General features: G+C 74.7%; 15 protein-coding genes, 2 tRNA genes and 1 other RNA gene. 11 read left to right on the top strand and 7 right to left on the bottom strand.

All coding sequences use genetic code 11. The features are described 5' to 3' along the window. Window positions 1–139: 139 nt before the first annotated feature. Window positions 140–224: transfer RNA gene (locus AB0F71_RS02890), tRNA-Ser, on the bottom strand. 111 nt (window positions 225–335) lie between these two features. Here AB0F71_RS02890 and ffs point away from each other — a divergent pair. The 10 genes from ffs (at window position 336) to AB0F71_RS02840 (ending at window position 10472) form a co-directional block, all read left to right on the top strand. Further along, an RNA gene (gene ffs / locus AB0F71_RS02885) (signal recognition particle sRNA small type) lies at window positions 336–426 on the top strand. Window positions 427–516: 90 nt separating this feature from the next. Further along, window positions 517–2676, top strand: a complete 2160-nt coding sequence (locus tag AB0F71_RS02880) for a DNA polymerase III subunit gamma and tau (RefSeq protein ID WP_360227094.1) — start codon at window positions 517–519, stop codon at window positions 2674–2676. A gap of 92 nt (window positions 2677–2768) precedes the next feature. Continuing rightward, entirely contained in the window at window positions 2769–3110 is a 342-nt protein-coding gene (locus AB0F71_RS02875) for a YbaB/EbfC family nucleoid-associated protein (RefSeq protein WP_360227091.1), read from the top strand. A 182-nt stretch (window positions 3111–3292) separates the two neighbouring features. Beyond that, window positions 3293–3892 carry a recombination mediator RecR gene (gene recR / locus AB0F71_RS02870; protein WP_344345751.1) on the top strand — a complete coding sequence of 200 codons (600 nt, stop codon included), beginning with the start codon at window positions 3293–3295 and terminating at the stop codon, window positions 3890–3892. Continuing rightward, a complete protein-coding gene (locus AB0F71_RS02865; RefSeq protein WP_360227087.1) occupies window positions 3885–4589 on the top strand; it encodes a DUF5063 domain-containing protein in 705 nt (234 codons plus the stop codon). The genes recR and AB0F71_RS02865 overlap by 8 nt, the downstream gene beginning before the upstream one ends. 410 nt (window positions 4590–4999) lie before the next feature. Next, the gene (locus tag AB0F71_RS02860) at window positions 5000–6280 is read left to right on the top strand and encodes an aspartate kinase (RefSeq protein WP_030288196.1); all 1281 of its coding nucleotides are present in this window, start codon (window positions 5000–5002) and stop codon (window positions 6278–6280) included. A 28-nt stretch (window positions 6281–6308) separates the two neighbouring features. Beyond that, window positions 6309–7370, top strand: a complete 1062-nt coding sequence (locus AB0F71_RS02855; protein WP_360227084.1) for an aspartate-semialdehyde dehydrogenase — start codon at window positions 6309–6311, stop codon at window positions 7368–7370. 382 nt (window positions 7371–7752) lie between these two features. Then, entirely contained in the window at window positions 7753–8298 is a 546-nt protein-coding gene (locus tag AB0F71_RS02850) for a SigE family RNA polymerase sigma factor (protein ID WP_254802531.1), read from the top strand. Beyond that, window positions 8291–9460: a hypothetical protein gene (locus tag AB0F71_RS02845; RefSeq protein ID WP_360227080.1), complete on the top strand. Its 1170-nt coding sequence runs from the start codon at window positions 8291–8293 to the stop codon at window positions 9458–9460. The genes AB0F71_RS02850 and AB0F71_RS02845 overlap by 8 nt, the downstream gene beginning before the upstream one ends. Window positions 9461–9668: 208 nt before the next feature. Next, complete coding sequence (locus tag AB0F71_RS02840; RefSeq protein ID WP_360227077.1) at window positions 9669–10472, top strand: SURF1 family protein; 804 nt, start codon at window positions 9669–9671, stop codon at window positions 10470–10472. Between the two features lie 9 nt (window positions 10473–10481). Here the strand turns inward: AB0F71_RS02840 and AB0F71_RS02835 are convergent, their stop codons facing one another. The 4 genes from AB0F71_RS02835 to AB0F71_RS02820 form a co-directional block, all read right to left on the bottom strand. After that, entirely contained in the window at window positions 10482–11183 is a 702-nt protein-coding gene (locus AB0F71_RS02835) for a hypothetical protein (RefSeq protein WP_360227074.1), read from the bottom strand. Continuing rightward, window positions 11180–13030 carry a prolyl oligopeptidase family serine peptidase gene (locus AB0F71_RS02830; protein ID WP_360227071.1) on the bottom strand — a complete coding sequence of 617 codons (1851 nt, stop codon included), beginning with the start codon at window positions 13028–13030 and terminating at the stop codon, window positions 11180–11182. The genes AB0F71_RS02835 and AB0F71_RS02830 overlap by 4 nt, the downstream gene beginning before the upstream one ends. A 95-nt stretch (window positions 13031–13125) precedes the next feature. Then, window positions 13126–14583: an MFS transporter gene (locus tag AB0F71_RS02825; protein WP_360227068.1), complete on the bottom strand. Its 1458-nt coding sequence runs from the start codon at window positions 14581–14583 to the stop codon at window positions 13126–13128. 269 nt (window positions 14584–14852) lie between these two features. After that, window positions 14853–15242, bottom strand: a complete 390-nt coding sequence (locus tag AB0F71_RS02820) for a nuclear transport factor 2 family protein (RefSeq protein WP_360227065.1) — start codon at window positions 15240–15242, stop codon at window positions 14853–14855. A gap of 177 nt (window positions 15243–15419) precedes the next feature. On the opposite strand from AB0F71_RS02820, the gene AB0F71_RS02815 reads away from it, so the two are divergent. Further along, on the top strand, window positions 15420–18293 hold the full coding sequence (locus tag AB0F71_RS02815) for an AAA family ATPase (RefSeq protein WP_360227062.1): 2874 nt from the start codon (window positions 15420–15422) through the stop codon (window positions 18291–18293). Between the two features lie 274 nt (window positions 18294–18567). Here AB0F71_RS02815 and AB0F71_RS02810 read toward each other — a convergent pair. Further along, window positions 18568–18641, bottom strand: a tRNA-Pro gene (locus AB0F71_RS02810). Window positions 18642–18740: 99 nt separating this feature from the next. Further along, a complete protein-coding gene (locus tag AB0F71_RS02805; protein ID WP_360227059.1) occupies window positions 18741–19685 on the bottom strand; it encodes a metallophosphoesterase in 945 nt (314 codons plus the stop codon).

The following is a 19685-nucleotide window of genomic DNA, read 5'->3' as shown; positions in this document are numbered from 1 at the left end:
CTATCGGCATCCACCTGCTCCACAGTGGCCCAGCGGCTGAACCGGGCGTGCACGGTCTCGGCGGGCATCGCCACCGAACGTGCAGAGGGCCCGAACCGGCAAACCGGTTCGGGCCCTCGTCTGCCCTGGCGGGCGGAGGCGGAGGATACGAGATTCGAACTCGTGAGGGGTTGCCCCCAACACGCTTTCCAAGCGTGCGCCCTAGGCCTCTAGGCGAATCCTCCGTGGGAGAGCTTAGTACATGTTTCGGGGTGCTCGCGACCAGCTATCCCGCAGGCCGAGGGGTGGGGGTGGCCTGTGGATCGTCGGGCCTGGGATCCGGTAGTGTGGGGGTCAGCCCCTCGTGTGGCGTTATCTCTCTGAACCCCCCCAGGGCCGGAAGGCAGCAAGGGTAGGAGGGCTCTGGCGGGTGCACGAGGGGTCTTTGCGTTCCCGGGGGCGTGCGGGCCGTGGGGAGAGTGGGGCCGGGGTGAAGGGGCGACGCGTTTGTCCGTCCGTCCCGATATCGTCGGTGGTGTGTCCCTAGCCCTGTACCGCCGCTACCGCCCCGAGACCTTCGCGGAGGTCATCGGGCAGGAGCACGTGACCGCTCCGCTCCAGCAGGCCCTGCGTAACAACAGGGTCAACCACGCGTACCTGTTCAGCGGGCCGCGCGGCTGTGGCAAGACGACGAGCGCGCGCATCCTGGCCCGTTGCCTGAACTGCGAACAGGGGCCGACGCCGACGCCCTGCGGGGAGTGCCAGTCCTGTCGGGACCTCGCGACCGGCGGGCCCGGCTCCATCGACGTGATCGAGATCGACGCCGCCTCGCACGGTGGTGTGGACGACGCGCGTGAGCTGCGCGAGCGGGCCTTCTTCGCGCCGGTGCACAGCCGGTACAAGATCTTCATCCTGGACGAGGCGCACATGGTGACCTCGGCCGGGTTCAACGCGCTGCTCAAGGTGGTCGAGGAGCCGCCGGAGCACCTCAAGTTCATCTTCGCGACCACCGAGCCGGAGAAGGTGATCGGGACGATCCGGTCCCGCACCCACCACTACCCGTTCCGGCTGGTCCCGCCCGGCACCCTGCGCGACTACTTGGCGGACGTCTGCGGCCGAGAGGGCATCCAGGTCGAGGACTCGGTGTTCCCGCTGGTCGTACGGTCCGGCGCGGGCTCGGTCCGGGACTCGATGTCGGTGATGGACCAGCTGCTGGCCGGTGCCGCCGAGGGCGGCGTGACCTACCAGATGGCGACGGCGCTGCTCGGGTACACCGACTCGGCGCTGCTGGACGAGGTGGTGGACGCCTTCGCGGCGCAGGACGGCGCGACGGTGTTCCAGGTGATCGACCGGGTGGTCGAGGGCGGGCACGACCCGCGCCGCTTCGTCACCGACCTGCTGGAGCGGCTGCGCGACCTGGTGATCCTCGCCACCGTGCCGGAGGCCGGGGAGAAGGGGCTGATCGACGCCCCGGCGGACCGGGTCGCGGTGATGCAGGCGCAGGCGGACGCCTTCGGCGCGGCCGAGCTGAGCCGGGCCGCGGACATCGTCAACACCGGGCTGACCGAGATGCGCGGCAATGCGGCGCCCCGGCTCCAGCTGGAGCTGATCTGCGCCCGGGTGATGCTGCCGGGCGCGTACAGCGACGAGCTGTCGTTGCAGGCGCGGCTGGACAAGCTGGAGCGCCGGGCCGCGGCGGGCGGTTTCGCGCCGCAGGCCGGGATGGCGCCGATGGCACCGATGGCCGGGATGGCGCCGGCACCGGCGCCCGTGGCCGCTCCGGTGGCCCCGCAGGTGGCCCCGCAGGCGACCCCGCCGGTCGAGGCCTCCGCGCCCGTCGCGGCGGCCCCGGCCCCCGCCCCCGTGCAGCCCCCGGCCCCGGCCGGGCCCGCCCCGGGCGCCTGGCCGATCGCGCGCAGCTTCCCGCCCGCCGGCGGCGCACCGGCCCCCGCCGCTGCTCCCGCCACCCCTGCCACCCCCGCGCCGCAGCCGCAGGCCGTCCCGCAGCCCGCGCCGACCCCGCCCCCGGCCCAGCCGGCCCCCGCCCCCGCGCCCGGCGGTCAGCCGTCCGCGGCCGCGCAGCAGGGTGCCGCGCAGGTCCGCCAGCTGTGGCCGCAGATCCTGGAGGCGGTGAAGAACCGCCGCCGCTTCACCTGGATCCTGCTCAGCCAGAACGGCCAGGTGGCCGGGTTCGACGGCAGTGTGCTCCAGGTCTCGTTCATCAACGCCGGTGCCCGGGACAGCTTCGTCGGCAGCAACAGTGACGACGTGCTGCGCCAGGCGCTGTCGGACGCGCTGGGCGTGGACTGGCGGATCGAGTGCATCGTCGACCCGTCCGGTGGCGCGGGCGCGCCGCCGGCGGCCCCGGCCCCGGCCGGCGGCGGCTGGGGGGCCCCGGCCCGTCCGGCGGCCGCCCCGCCGGTGGCCGCTCCCGCCCCCGTGCAGGCCCCGCCGCAGGCGCAGGCCCCGGCCCCGGTGCAGGCACCGCCCCGGCCGCAGGTGCAGGCGCCCGCGCCGGTGCAGGCCCCGCCGCCGGTGGCGTCCCCGGCCCGCCCGGTGCAGTCGGTGCGGCCGGAGGACGACATCCCGGAGGAGGACGACCCGGACCTCAACGAGGAGACGTTCTCCGGCCAGGAGCTGATCATCCGCGAGCTGGGGGCCACGGTGCTGGAGGAGATCCACCACCGCGGCAACTGAGCACTCCCCGGGAGCGGGGCCACAGCGGCCGCCCCGGGCCCGTAGGCTCGACCGTGACGAACGACGAACCGTGTGACAGCAAGGAGTGAGCCGTGTTCCCCGGTGGTGGTCAGCCCAACATGCAGCAGCTGCTCAAGCAGGCGCAGAAGATGCAGGAGGAGCTCGCGAAGGCCCAGCAGGAGCTGGCCGAGGCGAAGGTGAACGGTACGGCGGGCGGCGGCCTGGTCGAGGCCACGGTGACGGGTTCGGGCGAGCTGGTGGCGCTGACCATCGCCCCGGCCGCCGTGGACCCGGAGGACACCGAGACCCTGGCCGACCTGGTCCTGGCGGCCGTGCGGGACGCCAACCAGGCGGCCCAGAAGATGCAGGCCGAGCGGATGGGCCCGCTGACCCAGGGCCTGGGCGGCGGCGGCATCCCCGGTCTGCCGTTCTAGGGAAACCCCAGGCAGGGACCCCGCCACGGGGGTCGACGGTCTGGAGTTCAGACGGTGGACCCATGTGATTTCTGTGGGAGTCGGGCGTCGGGCGGTGTGTCCGGCGCCCGATTCGTTGGATGATGGCACCGGGGCACCTCCGACCAGGAGCACCACCGGACCATCCGAGGGAAGGCGCGACGTTGTACGAGGGCGTGGTTCAGGACCTGATCGACGAACTGGGCAGGCTGCCCGGCGTCGGGCCCAAGAGCGCCCAGCGGATCGCCTTCCACGTGCTGCAGGCCGACCCGGTCGACGTGCGCCGCCTCGCGCACGCGCTGCTGGAGGTCAAGGACAAGGTCCGCTTCTGCGCGGTCTGCGGCAACGTCGCGGAGGCCGAGCAGTGCCGGGTCTGCCTGGACCCGCGGCGCGACCTCGGCGTCATCTGCGTGGTCGAGGAGCCCAAGGACGTCGTCGCCATCGAGCGCACCCGTGAGTTCCGCGGCCGCTACCACGTGCTGGGCGGCGCGATCAGCCCCATCGAGGGCGTCGGCCCGGACGACCTGCGCATCCGCGAGCTGCTCGCGCGCCTCGCGGACGGCACGGTCACCGAGCTGATCCTGGCCACCGACCCCAACCTGGAGGGGGAGGCGACCGCCACCTATCTGGCCCGGCTCTGCAAGCCGATGGGCTTGAAGGTGACCCGGCTGGCGAGCGGACTGCCCGTCGGCGGGGACCTGGAGTACGCGGACGAGGTCACCCTCGGTCGCGCCTTCGAAGGGAGACGACTGCTCGATGTCTGACCGGACGATCAACCAGCAGCCCCACGGCTCCCCGCAGCCGGAGGCCGGGGCGCCCGCCCCGCACATCCACGGCCACGGCTCCGAGCCGGACGACTTCGCCGTGCAGATCGCCGACTCGGTGGAGAGCTTCGTGCTCGCCGTCACCGAGGTCGCCAAGGGCGACGAACCGGGCAGCGCGGTCTCGCTGCTGCTCCTGGAGGTCTCACAGCTGCTGCTGGCCGGCGGCCGGCTGGGCGCGATCGAGGACGTCGTCCCCGAGGACCGCTTCGAGCCCGACGCCGGGCCGGAGCCGGACGGCGAGCAGCTGCGCGAGCGCCTCGCCGCGCTGCTCGCGCCGATCGACGTCTACCACGAGGTCTTCGACCCGTACGGTCCGCCGGAGAAGCCGAACGCCTTCCGGATCTCGGACGACCTGGCCGGCGTGGTCAGCGAGCTCCAGCACGGCCTGACCCACTACCGCGAGGGCCGGGTCAGCGAGGCGCTGTGGTGGTGGCAGTTCTCGTACCTCTCCAACTGGGGCACGACCTGCACGGCGGTCCTGCGGGCGCTGCAGTCGCTGATCGCCCACGTCCGGCTGGACAGCCCGATCGGTGCGGCGCCGGACGGCGCGGACACCGACGACGACGGGCTGACCGACGAGCAGCTGGAGCAGCAGGCGGGCGACCTGATGGCGGCCGAGCTCGGCCTCGGCCGGTAGGCGGTCCCGGCCGGTAGGCGGTCCCGGGCGGTCGGCCACCGGCCGGGCGGCTCACCAGAGCCGCGCACCAGAGTCGCCCACCCGAGCCGCCCACCCGGGCCGTAACCGGGGGTCGCGGCGGGCCATCCGTGATTGTGACGAATGCCTCAGCAATCCCCCCGGAAAAGAAATCCGGCCGGGGCACCCGGTATTCGTCCGAGGATTCTTCGGAACGGCGCCCGGTGCCCCGCAGACCTGCCGGTGGCACCGCCCGTACCGCCGCCCACGTGCTGAAACAGCCGTCTCATCATATGGAAAGCGCCGGTCAGGGCACCCCTGCTCGCTAGACTGGCGCGGACCGCACCCCCCTTTCCCCCGGGGGGTACGGGGGCCTGGCGCCCCCGGAAAACGACACTAGTCGAGGAGCGCACGTGGGCCTTGTCGTGCAGAAGTACGGCGGCTCATCCGTTGCGGATGCCGAAGGCATCAAGCGCGTTGCCCGCCGAATCGTTGACGCCAAGAAGGCCGGCCATGAGGTCGTCGTCGTGGTGTCCGCGATGGGCGACACGACGGACGAGCTCATCGAACTCGCGGAGCAGGTGTCACCGCTTCCTGCCGGCCGTGAGTTCGACATGCTGCTGACCGCTGGAGAGCGCATCTCCATGGCGCTGCTGGCCATGGCGATCAAATCCCTGGGGCACGAGGCCCAGTCCTTCACGGGGAGTCAGGCCGGTGTCATCACGGACTCCGTCCACAACAAGGCGCGCATCATCGACGTGACGCCGGGTCGCATCCGCACCGCCCTGGACGAGGGCAACATCGCGATCGTGGCCGGCTTCCAGGGCGTGTCCCAGAGCAGCAAGGACATCACCACGCTGGGCCGTGGCGGCTCGGACACCACCGCCGTCGCGCTGGCCGCCGCGCTCAAGGCCGAGGTCTGCGAGATCTACACCGACGTGGACGGCGTGTTCACCGCCGACCCGCGCGTGGTGAAGAAGGCGCGCAAGATCGACTGGATCGCGTACGAGGACATGCTGGAGCTGGCCTCGTCCGGCTCCAAGGTGCTGCTCGACCGCTGTGTCGAGTACGCGCGGCGCTACAACATCCCGATTCACGTACGCTCGTCCTTCTCGGGTCTTCCCGGGACGATCGTCAGCAACGACAACCCGAACAAGCCCGAAGGGGGCGAGATGGAGCAGGCCATCATCTCCGGAGTCGCCCACGACACCTCCGAAGCCAAGGTCACGGTCGTCGGCGTGCCCGACAAGCCGGGCGAGGCGGCGCGCATCTTCCGCGCCATCGCCGACGCCGAGGTCAACATCGACATGGTGGTGCAGAACGTCTCCGCCGCGTCGACCGGCCTGACCGACATCTCCTTCACCCTGCCGAAGACCGAGGGCCAGAAGGCCATCGACGCGCTCGGCCGGGTCAAGGAGGGCATCGGCTACGAGTCGCTGCGCTACGACGACGCGATCGGCAAGATCTCGCTGGTCGGCGCCGGCATGCGCTCCAACCCGGGCGTCACCGCGACCTTCTTCGAGGCGCTCTCCGCCGCGGGCGTGAACATCGAGCTGATCTCCACCTCGGAGATCCGCATCTCGGTGGTCACCCGCGCCGACGACGTGCCGGAGGCGGTCCGCGCCGTGCACAGCGCCTTCGGGCTGGACAGCGAGAGCGACGAGGCCGTCGTCTACGGCGGCACCGGTCGATGACCCGGGAGCCGGGCGGGGGCACCGGGCGGTGACCCGGCGGCCCAACCTCGCCGTCGTCGGCGCCACCGGCGCGGTCGGCGAGGTGCTGCTCGGCCTGCTCTCGCTCCGTCAGGACGTCTGGGGCGAGGTCCGACTCGTCGCCTCCCCGCGCTCGGCCGGCCGTACGCCGGTCGTACGCGGGGTGCCGGTCGAGGTGGTCCCGCTGACCGAGGAGGCCTTCGCCGGGATCGACGTCGCCGTGTTCGCCGTCCCCGACGAGGTCTCCGCCCAGTGGGCGCCGATCGCGGCGGCCAAGGGCGTCGTGGTGGTCGACGACTCGGCCGCCTTCCGCACCGTCGGGGACGTGCCGCTGGTCGTCCCCGAGGTGAACGCGGCCGCGCTGCGGATCCGTCCGCGCGGGATCGTGGCCAGTCCGGCCGGCCCCACGCTGGCGCTGGTCACGGCGGTCGGCGCGCTGCACGCCGAGTACGGGCTGGAGCAACTGGTGGTGGCCACCTACCAGGCCGCCAGCGGCGAGGGCCGGGCCGGCACCGCGGCGCTGCGCGAGCAGACCGCCCTGGTGGCCGGCACCGAGGTCGGCCGGCAGACCGGCGACCTGCGCGCGGTGATCGCCGACGAGGGGCCGTTCGCCGCCCCGCTCGCCCTGAACGCGGTGCCCTGGACCGGCGGCCTCCAGGACGGCGGCTGGTCCGCCCAGGAGCTCGGCCTGCGCGACGAGGCCCGCAAGGTCCTCGGCCTGCCCGCGCTCAAGGTCTCCGCGACCTGCGTGCGCATCCCGGTGGTGCGCACCCACGCGCTGGCCGTGCACGCCCGCTTCGAACGGGAGGTCAGCCAGGAGCACGCCCAGGACATCCTGCGCGAGACGCCCGGCGTGGTCCTCTACGACGACCCGGCGGCCGGGGAGTTCCCCACCCCGAACGACGCGGTCGGCACCGACCCGGTGTGGGTCGGGCGGGTGCGCCGGGCGCTGGACGAGCCGGACGCGCTCGACCTCTTCCTGTGCGGCGACAACCTGCGCAAGGGGGCCGCGCTCAACCTGGTGCAGATCGCCGAGCTGGTGGCCGCCGAGCTCACCGTCGCGCCGGACTGACGGCGGGCCGGGCTGGGGGCGGGCCGAACTGACGGCGGCCCGAGCTGAGGGCGGACCCGACTGACGGTGGGCCGGACTGACGGTGGGGGAGGCTCAGGATCCGTCATCAGCCCGGTTCTGCGGGCCCCTTGTGCCCGAGGACGTCCGGACCTGTGTCCGCTCCTCGACACAATCTGTCCGGAATCCCGTGGGAATCCCCTGGAGGCCGCTTCCGCCGATGCGGAAGAATGGCCCCCGGGCTGGGCAACCATGACAGGGGATCGAGTGTCCAACGGGCGTGGCGAACGCGATGGTGGGGGCAAGGGCGGGCATCGGGGCGAGAGCCGTGGTGGCCTTCCCGGCGCGTTCCCCGCGGCCTTCGAGTAGGCCGGAAGACGACCAGATGACGGCGGCCGCACCCGGTGCGGCGGACTCCGGCGCGGGTACCGACGCGGGTACCAGCGAGGACCTGCTCACCGAGACCTACCAGGCGCACTACCGCTCGCTGCTGCGCCTCGCCGCGCTGCTCCTGGACGACCTCTCCACCTGTGAGGACGTCGTGCAGGAGGCCTTCATCCGGGTGCACGCCGCCCGGCGCAGGGTGCGCGAGCCCGAGAAGACCCTGGCCTACCTGCGGCAGACGGTGGTCAACCTGTCGCGCTCCACGCTGCGACGGCGGATCCTCGGCCTGCGACTGCTGCCCAAGCCGATGCCTGACATGGCCAGTGCAGAAGAAGGTGCCTACGATGCCTTGGAGCGCGACCAGCTGAAGGCCGCGCTGAAGGGTCTGCAACGCCGTCAGCGGGAGGTTCTGGTGCTGCGTTACTTCGTGGACATGACGGAGGCGCAGGTGGCCGAGACCCTGGGCATCTCGCTCGGTTCGGTGAAGGCGTACGGCTCCCGCGGACTCGCCGCCCTCCGGACCCAGATGGAGGCCGGCCATGGCTGACGGCGCCCGGCAGCGGCCCGGGGACGACCACCTCCCGGACCTCTCCGCCGAGGAACGGGCGCTGCGCGAGCTCATGCACCACGCGGTGGACCGGATCCAGCCCGGAGTCGGCGCCCTGCCGCGGATCCGTCAGGCCGTACCCCGGCGGCGGGCCGCCCGGCGCGGGGCCTGGACGGGCGCGGCGGCGCTGGCCCTGGCGGTCGCGATCGCGCTGCCCGTCCTGCACGAGGGCGACCACCTCGGCCTGTCCGGCGGGCCCGGCTCGGCGAACACCGGTGGCGCGACCCTCGCCGCCCCCACCGGCAGCGCGGTCGGCGGCAGCACCACCGGCGGGGGCGCGCGCTCCGGCCCCGGCGGGGTGGGCAGCAGCTCCCCGACGGGCTCCGGCAGCGCCTCGCCGAGCCCCGGCGCGGACGCCACCCGCACCGGTCCCGCCACCCCCACCGGGGCCCCCGGCACCGGGGACGGCGGGATCGTCCCGCTGTGCACCCGTGCCGACCTCGGCCAGGGCACCGCCCAGGTCGGCCCGGCGGACACCCAGGGCCGGATCTACGGCTCCTTCACCGTGTACAACGTCTCCGGCCGCAGCTGCCGCCTCGGCGGGCCGGGCGCGGTGGCCGTCACCGACGTCAACGGCACCGACCGCACCCGGGTCCGCTCCGCCGACCACACCCCCGGTGACCCGGCCGGCAACCTGCCCGCGATGGACGCCGAACCGCCGCTGCTCGCCCCGCAGGCCGGGTACAAGGTGCCGTTCGCCTGGATCCCGGACCAGGGCTGCGGCTCCTCCGGCGGCGCCACCACCGCACCGACCTCCGGCGCCAACCAGGCGGCCCTGACCACCCAGGGCCCCGCCGGCTCCTCCGGCGCGGCCCCGAACTCCGGCACCGGCGCCGCGGTGGCGCCGAGCTCCAACCCGCAGGCCAGCCCCTCGGCCACCTCCGGGCCCACCGCGGCGCCGAGCCCGACCGCCACCCCGAGCGGCAACCCGACCGGCGCCCCGGCCACCGCGACCATCGCCCACACCCCGGCCCCCGGCAGCCCGGCGGTCGCCACGGCCTCGCTGCCGGTCGGGTGCGGGGGGACGCTCTACCGGGGCGGGGTCCAGCCGTCCGGCGGCGGGTCGGCGGCCCGGCCCTCGGGGACGCCCGCGGCGGGCTGACCGGGGGCCGGGGCGGGCGTCGTCGGCGTGGGGCTCGGGCTCGGCGCGGCCGTCACCGGTGTACGGCTCGGGCCCGGCGCGGCCGTCGATGGCGTATGACTCGGGCCCGGCGCGGCTGTCGCCGGCGTGGCGTTCCCGGGGCCGATCCGGCGGGCGGAGGCGGACCCTGTGGTCCGGCGCGGTGTGAGGAGTGGTTACCGTGGGGGGTGTGTACCGGTTCCTCCTGACTCCGCGCTGGCTGGGCGGCACCGCCCTGGCCGTGGCGGCCGTGGCGGTCTGCGTCTGGCTGGGTTCCTGGCAGCTCGGCCGGTTCGAGGACCGCGTCTCGACCCATCAGGAGACCAAGCAGTCGCTCACCGCTTCGGGTGAAGCCCGCCCGATCGACGCGCTGCTCGGCCCGGCCAGCCCGCAGGTGACCACGAAGACCGTCGGCAAGCCCGTCACGGTCGTCGGGGAGTACGACACCGAGCACCAACTCCTCGTCCCCAACCGGGTGTTGGACGGCAAGCAGGGCTACTACGTGCTCACCCCGCTGCGCACCGCCGACGGACACGCCGTCGCCGTGGTGCGGGGCTGGGCGCCCGGCAACCCGCCCGCCGACCCGTCCGGCGCCGCCCACGCGGCCGAGCCGGCCCCCACCGGACCGGTCACGGTGACCGGGCGGCTCCAGGCCAACGAGTCGGTCGGCAGCAACGGCGCGGTCGCGGGCGGCCTGCCCGCCGGGCAGCTCGGCATGATCAACCGGGCCTCGCTGCTGAACGTGCTGGCGTACGACGGCTGGTACGACGGCTGGGTCTCCGCCGACCAGGTGCCCGCCGGGCTGACCGTCGTACCGACCGTGCAGCCGCAGGGCGGGGACGGGCTCACCCTGCGGGCCTTCCAGAACCTGGGCTACACGCTGGAGTGGTTCGTCTTCGGCGGGTTCGTGGTCTTCATGTGGTTCCGCCTGATGCGCCGGGAGGCGGAGGCGGAGCAGGACCGGGCCCTCGGACTGGACCCGGTCCTGGACTGAGCCGCCCGGTCAGCGGGTCGGCTTGCCGGGGGCCGGGGTGGTTGCCGGCGTGGTGGCCGGGGTCGGCTTGAGTGGTGCGGTCGGCGCCGCTGGGTTGGTCGGTGCCGGGGCGGTCGGGGTCCCCGACGGGGTCGACGAGCTGCCTCCGCTGCCTTCACTGGCTCCGCTGCCGAACGGCGTCGCGGTGTCCTCGTCCACCGGCGCGCTCCCGCCGTGGCAGTGGCCGCGGCCGGCCGACCCGTTGTTCGAGCCGTAGTGGTCGATCTGGTGGTGCGTGGTGCGCCCGTTGCCCTTCGAGCCGCTGGTGCCGTTCGAACCGGACGAGCCCTGGGAGCCGCTCGATCCGCCGGAGCTGTGCGACCCGCTGGAGCCGTGCGACCCGTTGGACCCGCTCGACCCGCCGCGCTCGGCCACGTCCTCCTCCGCGCCCGGTTCGTCGGACGCCCGGAAGACCGTCGACCCGGCCACCGGCGCGCTCGCCCGGGTCGCCGAGCCGCTGGGCGCGGGCACCGAGGGCGCGGCGGCGGGTGCCGGGGGCGTGGCCGGAGCGGTCGACGCCCCGCCCGCCCCCGGCGTGGCTGTGGCCGGGGTCGGAGCCGGGGCAGGGGCCAGGGGCGGGCAGGCCGCCTCGTCGCCGTGCGAGCCCGAGCAGCCGCTCAGCACCAGCACCCCGGCCACCGCCGCCCCCGCGACCGTCAGCAGACGTCTCACCCAGTTGCTCCGGCCCCGCCGTCGGGGATCCCGAGGTGCCGCCGGACGAAGTCGATCTCCAGCCGCAGCTGCCGGATCCGCTCCTCCACCACCAGCGAGCCGTGCCCGGCGTCGTAGCGGTACACCTCGTGCGGCTTGTCGAGCTGCTCCAGCCGCTCGACGTAGTTCTCGATCTGCCGGATCGGGCAGCGCGGGTCGTTGACCCCGGCGCTGATGTACACCGGCACCCGCACCTGCTCGACGTAGGTCAGCGGCGAGGAGGCGGTGAAGCGCTCGGGCACCTCCTCCGGAGTGCCGCCGAAGAGGGTGCGGTCGAGCGACTTGAGCGCCTCCATCTCGTCGGCGTACGCGGTGTGGTAGTCCGCGACCGGTACCGCGGCGACGCCCAGCGACCAGCTGTCGGGCTGCACGCCCAGGCCGAGCAGGGTGAGGTAGCCGCCCCAGCTGCCGCCGGTGAGCACCAACCGCTGCGGGTCGGCGAGGCCGCTGGAGACGGCCCACTCCCGGACCGCCGCGATGTCCTCCAGCTCGATCAGGCCGACCCGCTCGTGCAGCGCGTCCGTCCAGGCCTGGCCGTAGCCGGTCGAGCCGCGGTAGTTGACCCGGACCACCGCGAAGCCGTGGTCCAGCCAGGCGGCCGGCCCGGCCGCGAAGGAGTCGCTGTCGTGGTGGGTCGGGCCGCCGTGGACCTCGAAGACCGTCGGGTACGGCCCCGGGCCCCCCGTCCGCGGGCGCTGCACCAGGGCGTGCACCCGCCCGCCGGGCCCGTCCACCCAGACGTCCTCGACCGGGACGGAGCCGGGCGGCACCGGGCCGGGCGCCCGCAGCACGACCGTGCCCGCGGTGGAGCGGACGGCGGAGGGCTCGGCGGCCGAGGACCACAGGTACTCGACGGTGCCGTCCGGGCGGGCGGTGGCGCCGCCGACCGTGCCGCGCGGGGTCTCCAGGCGGGTCAGCCGGCCGTCCGCGAGGTCGTACGTGAACAGCTCGCTGCGCGCCTCGTACTCGTGCTCGACCAGCAGTGCCCCGGCGCCGGGGCGCCACTGCGCGGAGACGTCGCCGGGCAGCTCGCGGCCCTGCTCGTCGCGGAGCGGGAGGGCGGTCTCGGCGCCGGTGGCGACGTCCCAGATCATCGGCTCCCAACGCCCGGTGCGCTGGTGGGCGACCAGCAGCCGGGTGTCGCCCTCGACCGGGGCGAAGCCCAGGCAGGCGACGCCGCGTGGCTCGTCCCGGCCGGTGACCTCGTCCAGTTCGGCGACGGTCTCGATGCGGTCCCCGGTGAGCCGGACCACCCGGATGGCGGAGTGCATCGCGTCGCCGTGCTCGGTGTGGTCGATGGCCAGCAGGGTGGCGTCGTGGCTGAGGTCGCCGACGCCGCCGTACTCCTCGTGCCGGTAGATCTCGACCGGCTCGGCCGCGCCCGGGCGGCGCAGGTGCAGGGTGGTGCCGTCCTCGTCGGTGGAACGGCCGACGACCACCGTGCCGTCCCGGCCCAGCGCCAGGCCGGCCGAGTAGGAGGCGGCGAGGCCGGGCACGGCCTCCTCGTCCGGGCCGCCCGCGAAGGGCTGGCGGCGCCAGACGCCGAACTCGTCACCGTCGTGGTCGTCGAACCACCAGATCCAGGCGCCGTCCGGGGACAGTTCGGCGTCGGTGGTGCCGTTCGGCCGGTCGGTGACCTGGCGGTGGGTGCCGGTGGCACGGTCCCAGGCGTAGACCTCGTAGGTGCCGGTCGCGTTGGACACGTACAGCGCCCGGTCGGGGGCCTCCTCGGCCCAGTCGGGCAGCGACACCCGGGCCGCCCTGAACCGCTGCTCCCACGCCGGTACCGCGCTCTTCTCCTCGCTCATCCGACCATCCAACCCGATCGGGGGGACGGAACGGAACGGGCGGGCGGGGATCGCCCCGCCCGCCCGGCTTCCTCAGCAGCGTGCTCGTACGGCGTTCACGGACGGCGCGGCACCAGCCGGACCAGGCCCACCAGCACCAGCTCCAGCACCGCCAGCACCACGGTGCTGCGGACGAAGGCCGCGGTCGGATCGCCGGCGCCGTAGTAGACCAGGCCGATCAGCGCGACCCCGACGGCGCCGCCGACCTGCTGCACGGTGGCCACCGCCCCGGCCGCCGCACCGGCCAGCCCCGGCTCCACGGCCGCCAGGGCGACGGTGGTGACCGGCGCGATCACCAGGCCCATGCCGAGGCCGTCCACGAACAGCCCGGGCGCCAGCCACCAGACGCTGCCGTCCGTGCCGGCCTCGGCGGCGAGCGCGAGCAGGACCAGCCCGACGGCCATCAGCAGCCCGCCGACGGTGATCGTGCGCGGCTCGCCGAGGCGCGAGGTGACCCGGTGGGTGGAGTGCGAGGTCAGCAGGTAGCCGAGGCCGATCGCGGTGAACACCAGGCCGGCGCCGAGCGCGTCCAGCCCGCGGCCCAGCTGCAGGTGCAGGGCGAGCACCAGGAAGAACGAGGCCTGGCCGAGCCAGAAGACCAGCTGGGCGAGCAGTCCGGTGCCGAAGGCGCGGCCGCGGAACAGCCGGGTGTCCACCAGCGGGGTGCCCCGGCCGGTACTGCGGTGCTGGTGGACGGCGAACGCCACCAGCACGGCGACCGCCGCGCCGAGGCAGAGCACCGTCCACAGCGGCCAGCCGAGGCCGGGCCCCTGGATCAGCGGCAGCACCAGGGCGGTCAGCCCGACCGTCACCAGCACCACCCCGACCGGGTCCAGGCCCGGCCGCTGCGGCGCCCGCGACTCCGGCAGGCAGCGCCGGACGGCGGCCAGCGAGGCCAGGCCGATCGGCAGGTTGATCAGGAAGCAGCTGCGCCAGCCCAGGCCGAGCAGGTCCGCGCGGATCAGCAGCCCGCCGATCAGCTGGCCGAACACCGCGCCGACGCCCATCGTCAGTCCGTACCGGGCGAAGGCCCGGGCCTGCGCGGCGCCGCTGAACGCCGTCCGCAGGATCGCCAGCACCTGCGGGCCCATCAGCGCGGCCGCCAGGCCCTGCGCCACCCGGGCGCCGACCAGCGCGGCCGCCGTGGGGGCGAGGCCGCAGCCCGCCGAGGCGAGGGTGAACAGGGCCAGGCCGAGCGCGAACACCCGGCGTCGGCCGTACCGGTCGCCGAGCCGGCCGGCGGTGACCAGCCCGACGGCGAGGGCCAGGCCGAACCCGGCCACCACCCACTGGACGGCCGCCGGGCCGGCACCCAGATCGGCCTGGACGGAGGGGACCGCGACGTTGACGACGAAGGTGTCGAGGGCGGTCATGAAGGTGGCGGTCAGGATCACCGGCAGCAGACCCCGGGGGGCGGGTGCCGCCGGGGCTGACGGGGTGGCCGGGGCAGCGGGGGCAGCGGGGATGGGAGCTTCGGCGGGGGCTTCGGTGGGGGCTTTCAGCGCGGGGCTCAACTCGGGTCTCCTCTCTCGGGCGCCCCGCGCTCAGGGGGCGGGGCGGGGCGCCGCCGTGGGGGTGCGGCGCCCCTGGGGCCGGTCCGCCGGACATTCGGACGGGCGTCTGGCACGGACGTACGTATGAGTTGGACGGCCGTCTGGGTCGGACGTACGTCTTGCTCGTACGTCCGTCCTACCAGGCCATTCGCCTGGCTCGGTGTCCGTCTGAGTCGTACGTCCGTCTGAGCCGGACGCCCGCGCCCGGCTCGGACGTCCGTCCCCCGGACTCAGGCGCCCGGCACGCGGTCCAGGAACCCGTGCACGGTGCCGATCCGGCCCTCCGGGGTGGCCGCCAGCACGTCGAAGCCGATCACCACCGGTTCGGCGCCGGCCGGGCCGAGGTTCCAGGTGAACCGGGCGATGTCGTGGTGGGCGTCCACCGGGCCGAGGGTGAACTCCAGCCCCGGGAACTGGGCCTGGGCCGCGCCGATCAGCGCGTCGATCGCGTCCCGGCCGGCCACGGCGGCCAGCGGGTCGGTGTAGCGGCCGTCCTCGGCCCACACCTCGTCGATCAGCTTGCGGCGGGCGGCCGGGTCGGTCTCGTTCCAGGCCGCCAGGTAGCGCTCGGCGAGCTGCTGGAGAGCGGCGGTGGTGATCGCGGTGGTGATCTCGGTCATGGTCATCTCCCGTGTTCCGGTGGGCCGTTGGCGGGTCGTTCCCGCTGCTCACAAAGGTAGGGACGGGCTGCCGTGGGCGAATCGGTCACGGATAGGCATGGGGGTGCGTAGGTATTCGCACACCCCTACGTAGCCGTTGTGCCGGAGCGTCGGCGGCCGGCTCGGTAGGGTCGGGGCATGCTCTACGGGAGGGAACACGAACAGGCCGCCGTGGACGGCCTGTTGGCGCGGGCGCGGGACGGTGGCGCCGGGGCGCTGCTGCTCCGCGGCGAGGCGGGCATCGGCAAGACCGCCCTGCTGGACGACGCAGTGGCCCGGGCCGGGACGGCCTTCCGGGTGATCCGGGCGGCCGGCGTCGAGTACGAGGCCGAACTGCCCTTCGCCGGGCTGAGCCTGCTGCTGGCCCCCGGCCTGGACCGGCTGGACGTCCTGCCCGGGCCGCAACGGCGCGCCCTGGAGGCGGCGTTCGGCCTCGGCGACGCACCCGTAGACCCGGCCGCGGCACCGCCCGCTGCCCCCGGCACGGTCCCTGCCCCCGCCACCGCCCCCGCCGACCGGCTGCTGGTCGGCCTCGCCACCCTCGGACTGCTCGCCGAACTAGCCGCCGACCAGCCGCTGCTGTGCGTGCTCGACGACGTCCAGTGGCTGGACCGGGCCTCCCTGGACGCCCTGCTGCTCGCCGCCCGTCGCCTCCAGGCCGAAGGGGTGGCCCTGCTGCTCGCCGCCCGCACCGAGCCCGGCGCCTCCGCCGAGCGCCAACTCGGCCTGCCCGAGGTGCGGGTGACCGGCCTCGCCGAGGCCGATGCCACCCGGCTGCTGACCGAGCGGGCCGGCCCCGACCTGCCCGCCGCCGTCCGCGACCGTCTGCTCGCCGAAGCCGCCGGGAACCCGCTCGCCCTCACCGAACTCCCCGTCGCCACCGGCTCGCAGGCGCACACCACGGGCGGGCTGCCGCTCACCAGCCGCCTGCTGATCGCCTTCCACGGCCAGGTCACCGGCCTGCCCCCGGCCACCCAGACCCTGCTGCTGGTCGCCGCCGCGGAGGAGAGCGGCGAACTGGACGTCCTGCTGCCCGCCGCGGCCGCGCTCGGCGTCGGCGCCGAACACCTCACCCCCGCCGAGGAATCCGGCCTGGTCACCGTCACCCCCGACCGCCGGATCGCCTTCCGGCACCCGCTGCTGCGCTCCGCGATCCTGCAGCGCGCCCCGCACCACCAGCGGCTGACCGTCCACCGCGCCGTCGCCGGCGCGCTCCCGGACGGCGACCGCCGCACCTGGCACCTCGCCCTCGCCGCCACCGCCCCCGACGCCGCCCTTGCCGACGCGCTGGAACGTACCGCCGTCCGCACCGGCCGGCGTGGCGGCCACGGCGGCGCGGCCGCGTACGAACGCGCCGCCCGGCTCACCCCCGACCGCGACGCGGCCACCCGCCGTCTCGTGCTGGCCGCCGAAGCCGCCACCGAGGAAGGCGAGTTGACGCGTGCCGAGACCCTCGCCGACGAGGCCGCCGCCCGCACCGACAGCGTCCTCGCGCACGCCCTGCTGGACCATGTCCGGGCCACCGCGCACTTCTGGCGCGGCTCCTACCCGACCGCGTACCGGCTGCTGCTGGACGCCGCCCTCGCGCTCGCCGCCGACGAAACGGCCGCCATCGCCGAGGCCACCCACGAAACCGCCGCCGAGGTCGTCGAACCCGCCCACGCCGCCCGGATGCTGTTCCAGGCCTTCCACGCCGCCTGGTACGTGGGGGAGGAGCCGGTGGCCGAGGTGCTCGACCGGCTTGCGGCCCTTCCACTCGCCGCCGACGACCCCGTCGCCCCGCTCGCCCGCTACCTCCCCGCCGCCGTCCTCCCGGCCCTCGGCCGACCCGCTGCCGCAGCGCCATCCCCGGCACCGGCACCCGCCGCACCGGCACCCGCCGTCCTGCCCCCGGCCCGCGAGGCCGTCGAAGCCGCCCGCCGGGCCGGCGCCGAGAGCCCCGCCGACCTGGTCCAACTCTGCGGCGCCACCCTCGTCCTGGGCCGTGACGAGGAGACCGTCGACCTCGGCGGCGAACTCGTCGCCGAGGCCCGCGCCAAGGGCACCCTCGGCGTGATGCCCACCCTGCAGTTCTTCCTCGCCGAGGCCGAGCTCTTCCACGGCCGCCACGCCGACGCCGAACTCACCGCCACCGAGGCCCTCGACCTCGCCCGGGACACCGGCCAGCACCAGTGGGTCAGCCAACTCAGCGCCCTGCTCGCCTACCTGGCCGCCCTCGACGGCCGGACCGAACGCTGCACCGAACTGGCCACCACCGCGCTCGCCACCACCGGCCCGCAGACCGCCGCCCCCGCCGCCGGCCGCCCCTGGGCGCACTGGGCCCTCGCCCTGCTCGACCTGGGCCAGGGCCGCGCCGCGGGCGCCGCCGACCGCCTCCACGCCCTCACCACCGGCCCGCACCGGCACCACGTCAGCGCCACCCGCGCCGTCCCCGACCTGGTCGAAGCCGCCGTCCGCCTCGGCACCCCGGACCGCGCCGCCGAGGCCTACGAACGCTTCGCCCGCTGGACCACCGCCGCCGGCCGCCCCTGGGCCGAGGCACTACGCCTGCGCTGCCAGGCCCTGCTCGGCCCCGACGAACTCGCCGAACCCGCCTACCGCGCCGCCCTCGGCCTGCACGCCACCACCCACCGCCCCTTCGAACAGGCCCGCACCGCCCTGCTCTACGGCGAATGGCTCCGCCGCACCCGCCGCCGCACCGACGCCCGCCCCCACCTCACGGCCGCCCTGGAAGTCTTCGACCGCCTCGCCGCCCACCCCTGGTCCACCCGGGCTCGCACCGAACTCTCCGCCACCGGCGCCCCGGCCCCCACACCCCAGCCCTCCCCGGCCCTCCCGAACCCCCTGACCCCTCAGGAACTCCAGATCGCCCGCCTGGCCGCCCAGGGCCTCACCAACCGCGACATCGCCGCCCAACTCTTCCTCAGCCCCCGCACCGTCGCCCACCACCTCTACAAGGCCTACCCCAAACTCGGCATCACCTCCCGCGCCGCCCTCCCCACCACACTCTGACCCAGGACCGGCAGCAGTCGTCGCGGCCCGGCCCGTACGGGCACCCGGCGGGCATGGAGAACGGAGCCGCCCTGTTCGGGCCTCGGCACCCCGCAAGAAACGTACCGGGGCCGCAACCGCCCCGACCGGTGAAGATGATCGCCCCGCCCCGACCCAGCCGCCCCGTCTCCAGCAGGGCCCGGACGAACACGGGCAGCGGGCGGGGTTTCGGAACTCCTCCGGACACAACGTCAGAGGGCCCACCGGATCTCTCCGGTGGGCCCTCTGTACTGGGTCGGGGTGGCGGGATTTGAACCCACGGCCTCTTCGTCCCGAACGAAGCGCGCTACCAAGCTGCGCCACACCCCGGTCTTTCTGTTTGTCGCTCCGTCTCCTTCGCGACGAGTAGAACTCTACCGGACGCTCGCCGAGACACGAAATCCGGTTTCGGCGGGCGTCCGGTCGGGGTCAGCGGGGGGCCGGGGTGAGGGTGAGGAGGGTGGCTTCCGGGGGGCAGGCGAAGCGGACCGGGGTGTAGCGGTTGGTGCCGCAGCCGGCGGAGACGTGGAGGTAGGAGTGGTGGCCGCCGGCCTTGTGGGTGGAGAGGCCCTTGACCCGGCGGGTGTCGAGGTCGCAGTTGGTGACCAGGGCGCCGTAGAAGGGGATGCAGAGCTGGCCGCCGTGGGTGTGGCCGGCCAGGATCAGGGGGTAGCGGTCGGCGGTGAAGGCGTCGAGGACGCGCAGGTAGGGGGCGTGCACGACGGCGAGCGAGAGGTCGGCGTCGGCGGAGGGGCCGCCGGCGACGGCGGCGTAGCGGTCGCGGCGGATGTGCGGGTCGTCGAGGCCGGTGAACTCGAGGTCGAGGCCGTTGACGGTGAGGCGGCCGCGGGTGTTGGTCAGGTCGAGCCAGCCGGCGGCGTCGAAGCCGTCGCGGAGCTTCTCCCAGGGGTTGTGGACGGCGCCGCTGATGCCGCGGTTGCCGGTGCCGTCGGGGTTGTTCATGCCGTGGACGCCGCTGCGCATGGCCTGGAGGTAGCGGGCGGGGTTCTTGCGGGCCGGCCCGTAGTAGTCGTTGGAGCCGAAGACGTAGACGCCAGGGAAGTCCATCAGCGGCCCGAGGGCGTCGAGGGTGGCGGGGACGCCGAGCGGGTCGGAGAGGTTGTCGCCGGTGTTGACCACGAGGTCGGGGCGCAGGCCGGCGAGGCTCTGCAGCCAGCGCTGCTTCTTGCCCTGCCCGGCCACCATGTGGATGTCGGACACCTGGAGAACCCGGATGGGCTTGGCGCCGTGGGGCAGGACGGGGACCTCGACGCGGCGGAGCCGGAAGGCACGTACCTCGTACCCGACGGAGTAGGCGAGGCAGGCGGCGCCGGCGGCGGCGACACCGAGGGGGACGGAGTACAGCGGTCGCAT

The sequence above is a fragment of the Kitasatospora sp. NPDC028055 genome, assembly GCF_040637885.1.
In the GTDB taxonomy this organism is placed as follows: Bacteria; Actinomycetota; Actinomycetes; order Streptomycetales; family Streptomycetaceae; genus Kitasatospora.
The sequence above is the reverse complement of the archived record's forward strand: the minus strand, read 5'-3'. Positions and strand labels throughout refer to the sequence as shown.

Bases quoted from the DNA above. Each gene is read 5' to 3' on its own strand.
- AB0F71_RS02815 (WP_360227062.1), top strand. From the start codon at position 15,420: ATGCTCTACGGGAGGGAACACGAACAGGCCGCCGTGGACGGCCTGTTG.
- AB0F71_RS02805 (WP_360227059.1), bottom strand. From the start codon at position 19,685: ATGCGACCGCTGTACTCCGTCCCCCTCGGTGTCGCCGCCGCCGGCGCC.
- AB0F71_RS02830 (WP_360227071.1), bottom strand. From the start codon at position 13,030: ATGAGCGAGGAGAAGAGCGCGGTACCGGCGTGGGAGCAGCGGTTCAGG.
- AB0F71_RS02865 (WP_360227087.1), top strand. From the start codon at position 3,885: ATGTCTGACCGGACGATCAACCAGCAGCCCCACGGCTCCCCGCAGCCG.
- AB0F71_RS02850 (WP_254802531.1), top strand. From the start codon at position 7,753: ATGACGGCGGCCGCACCCGGTGCGGCGGACTCCGGCGCGGGTACCGAC.
- AB0F71_RS02820 (WP_360227065.1), bottom strand. From the start codon at position 15,242: ATGACCGAGATCACCACCGCGATCACCACCGCCGCTCTCCAGCAGCTC.
- AB0F71_RS02845 (WP_360227080.1), top strand. From the start codon at position 8,291: ATGGCTGACGGCGCCCGGCAGCGGCCCGGGGACGACCACCTCCCGGAC.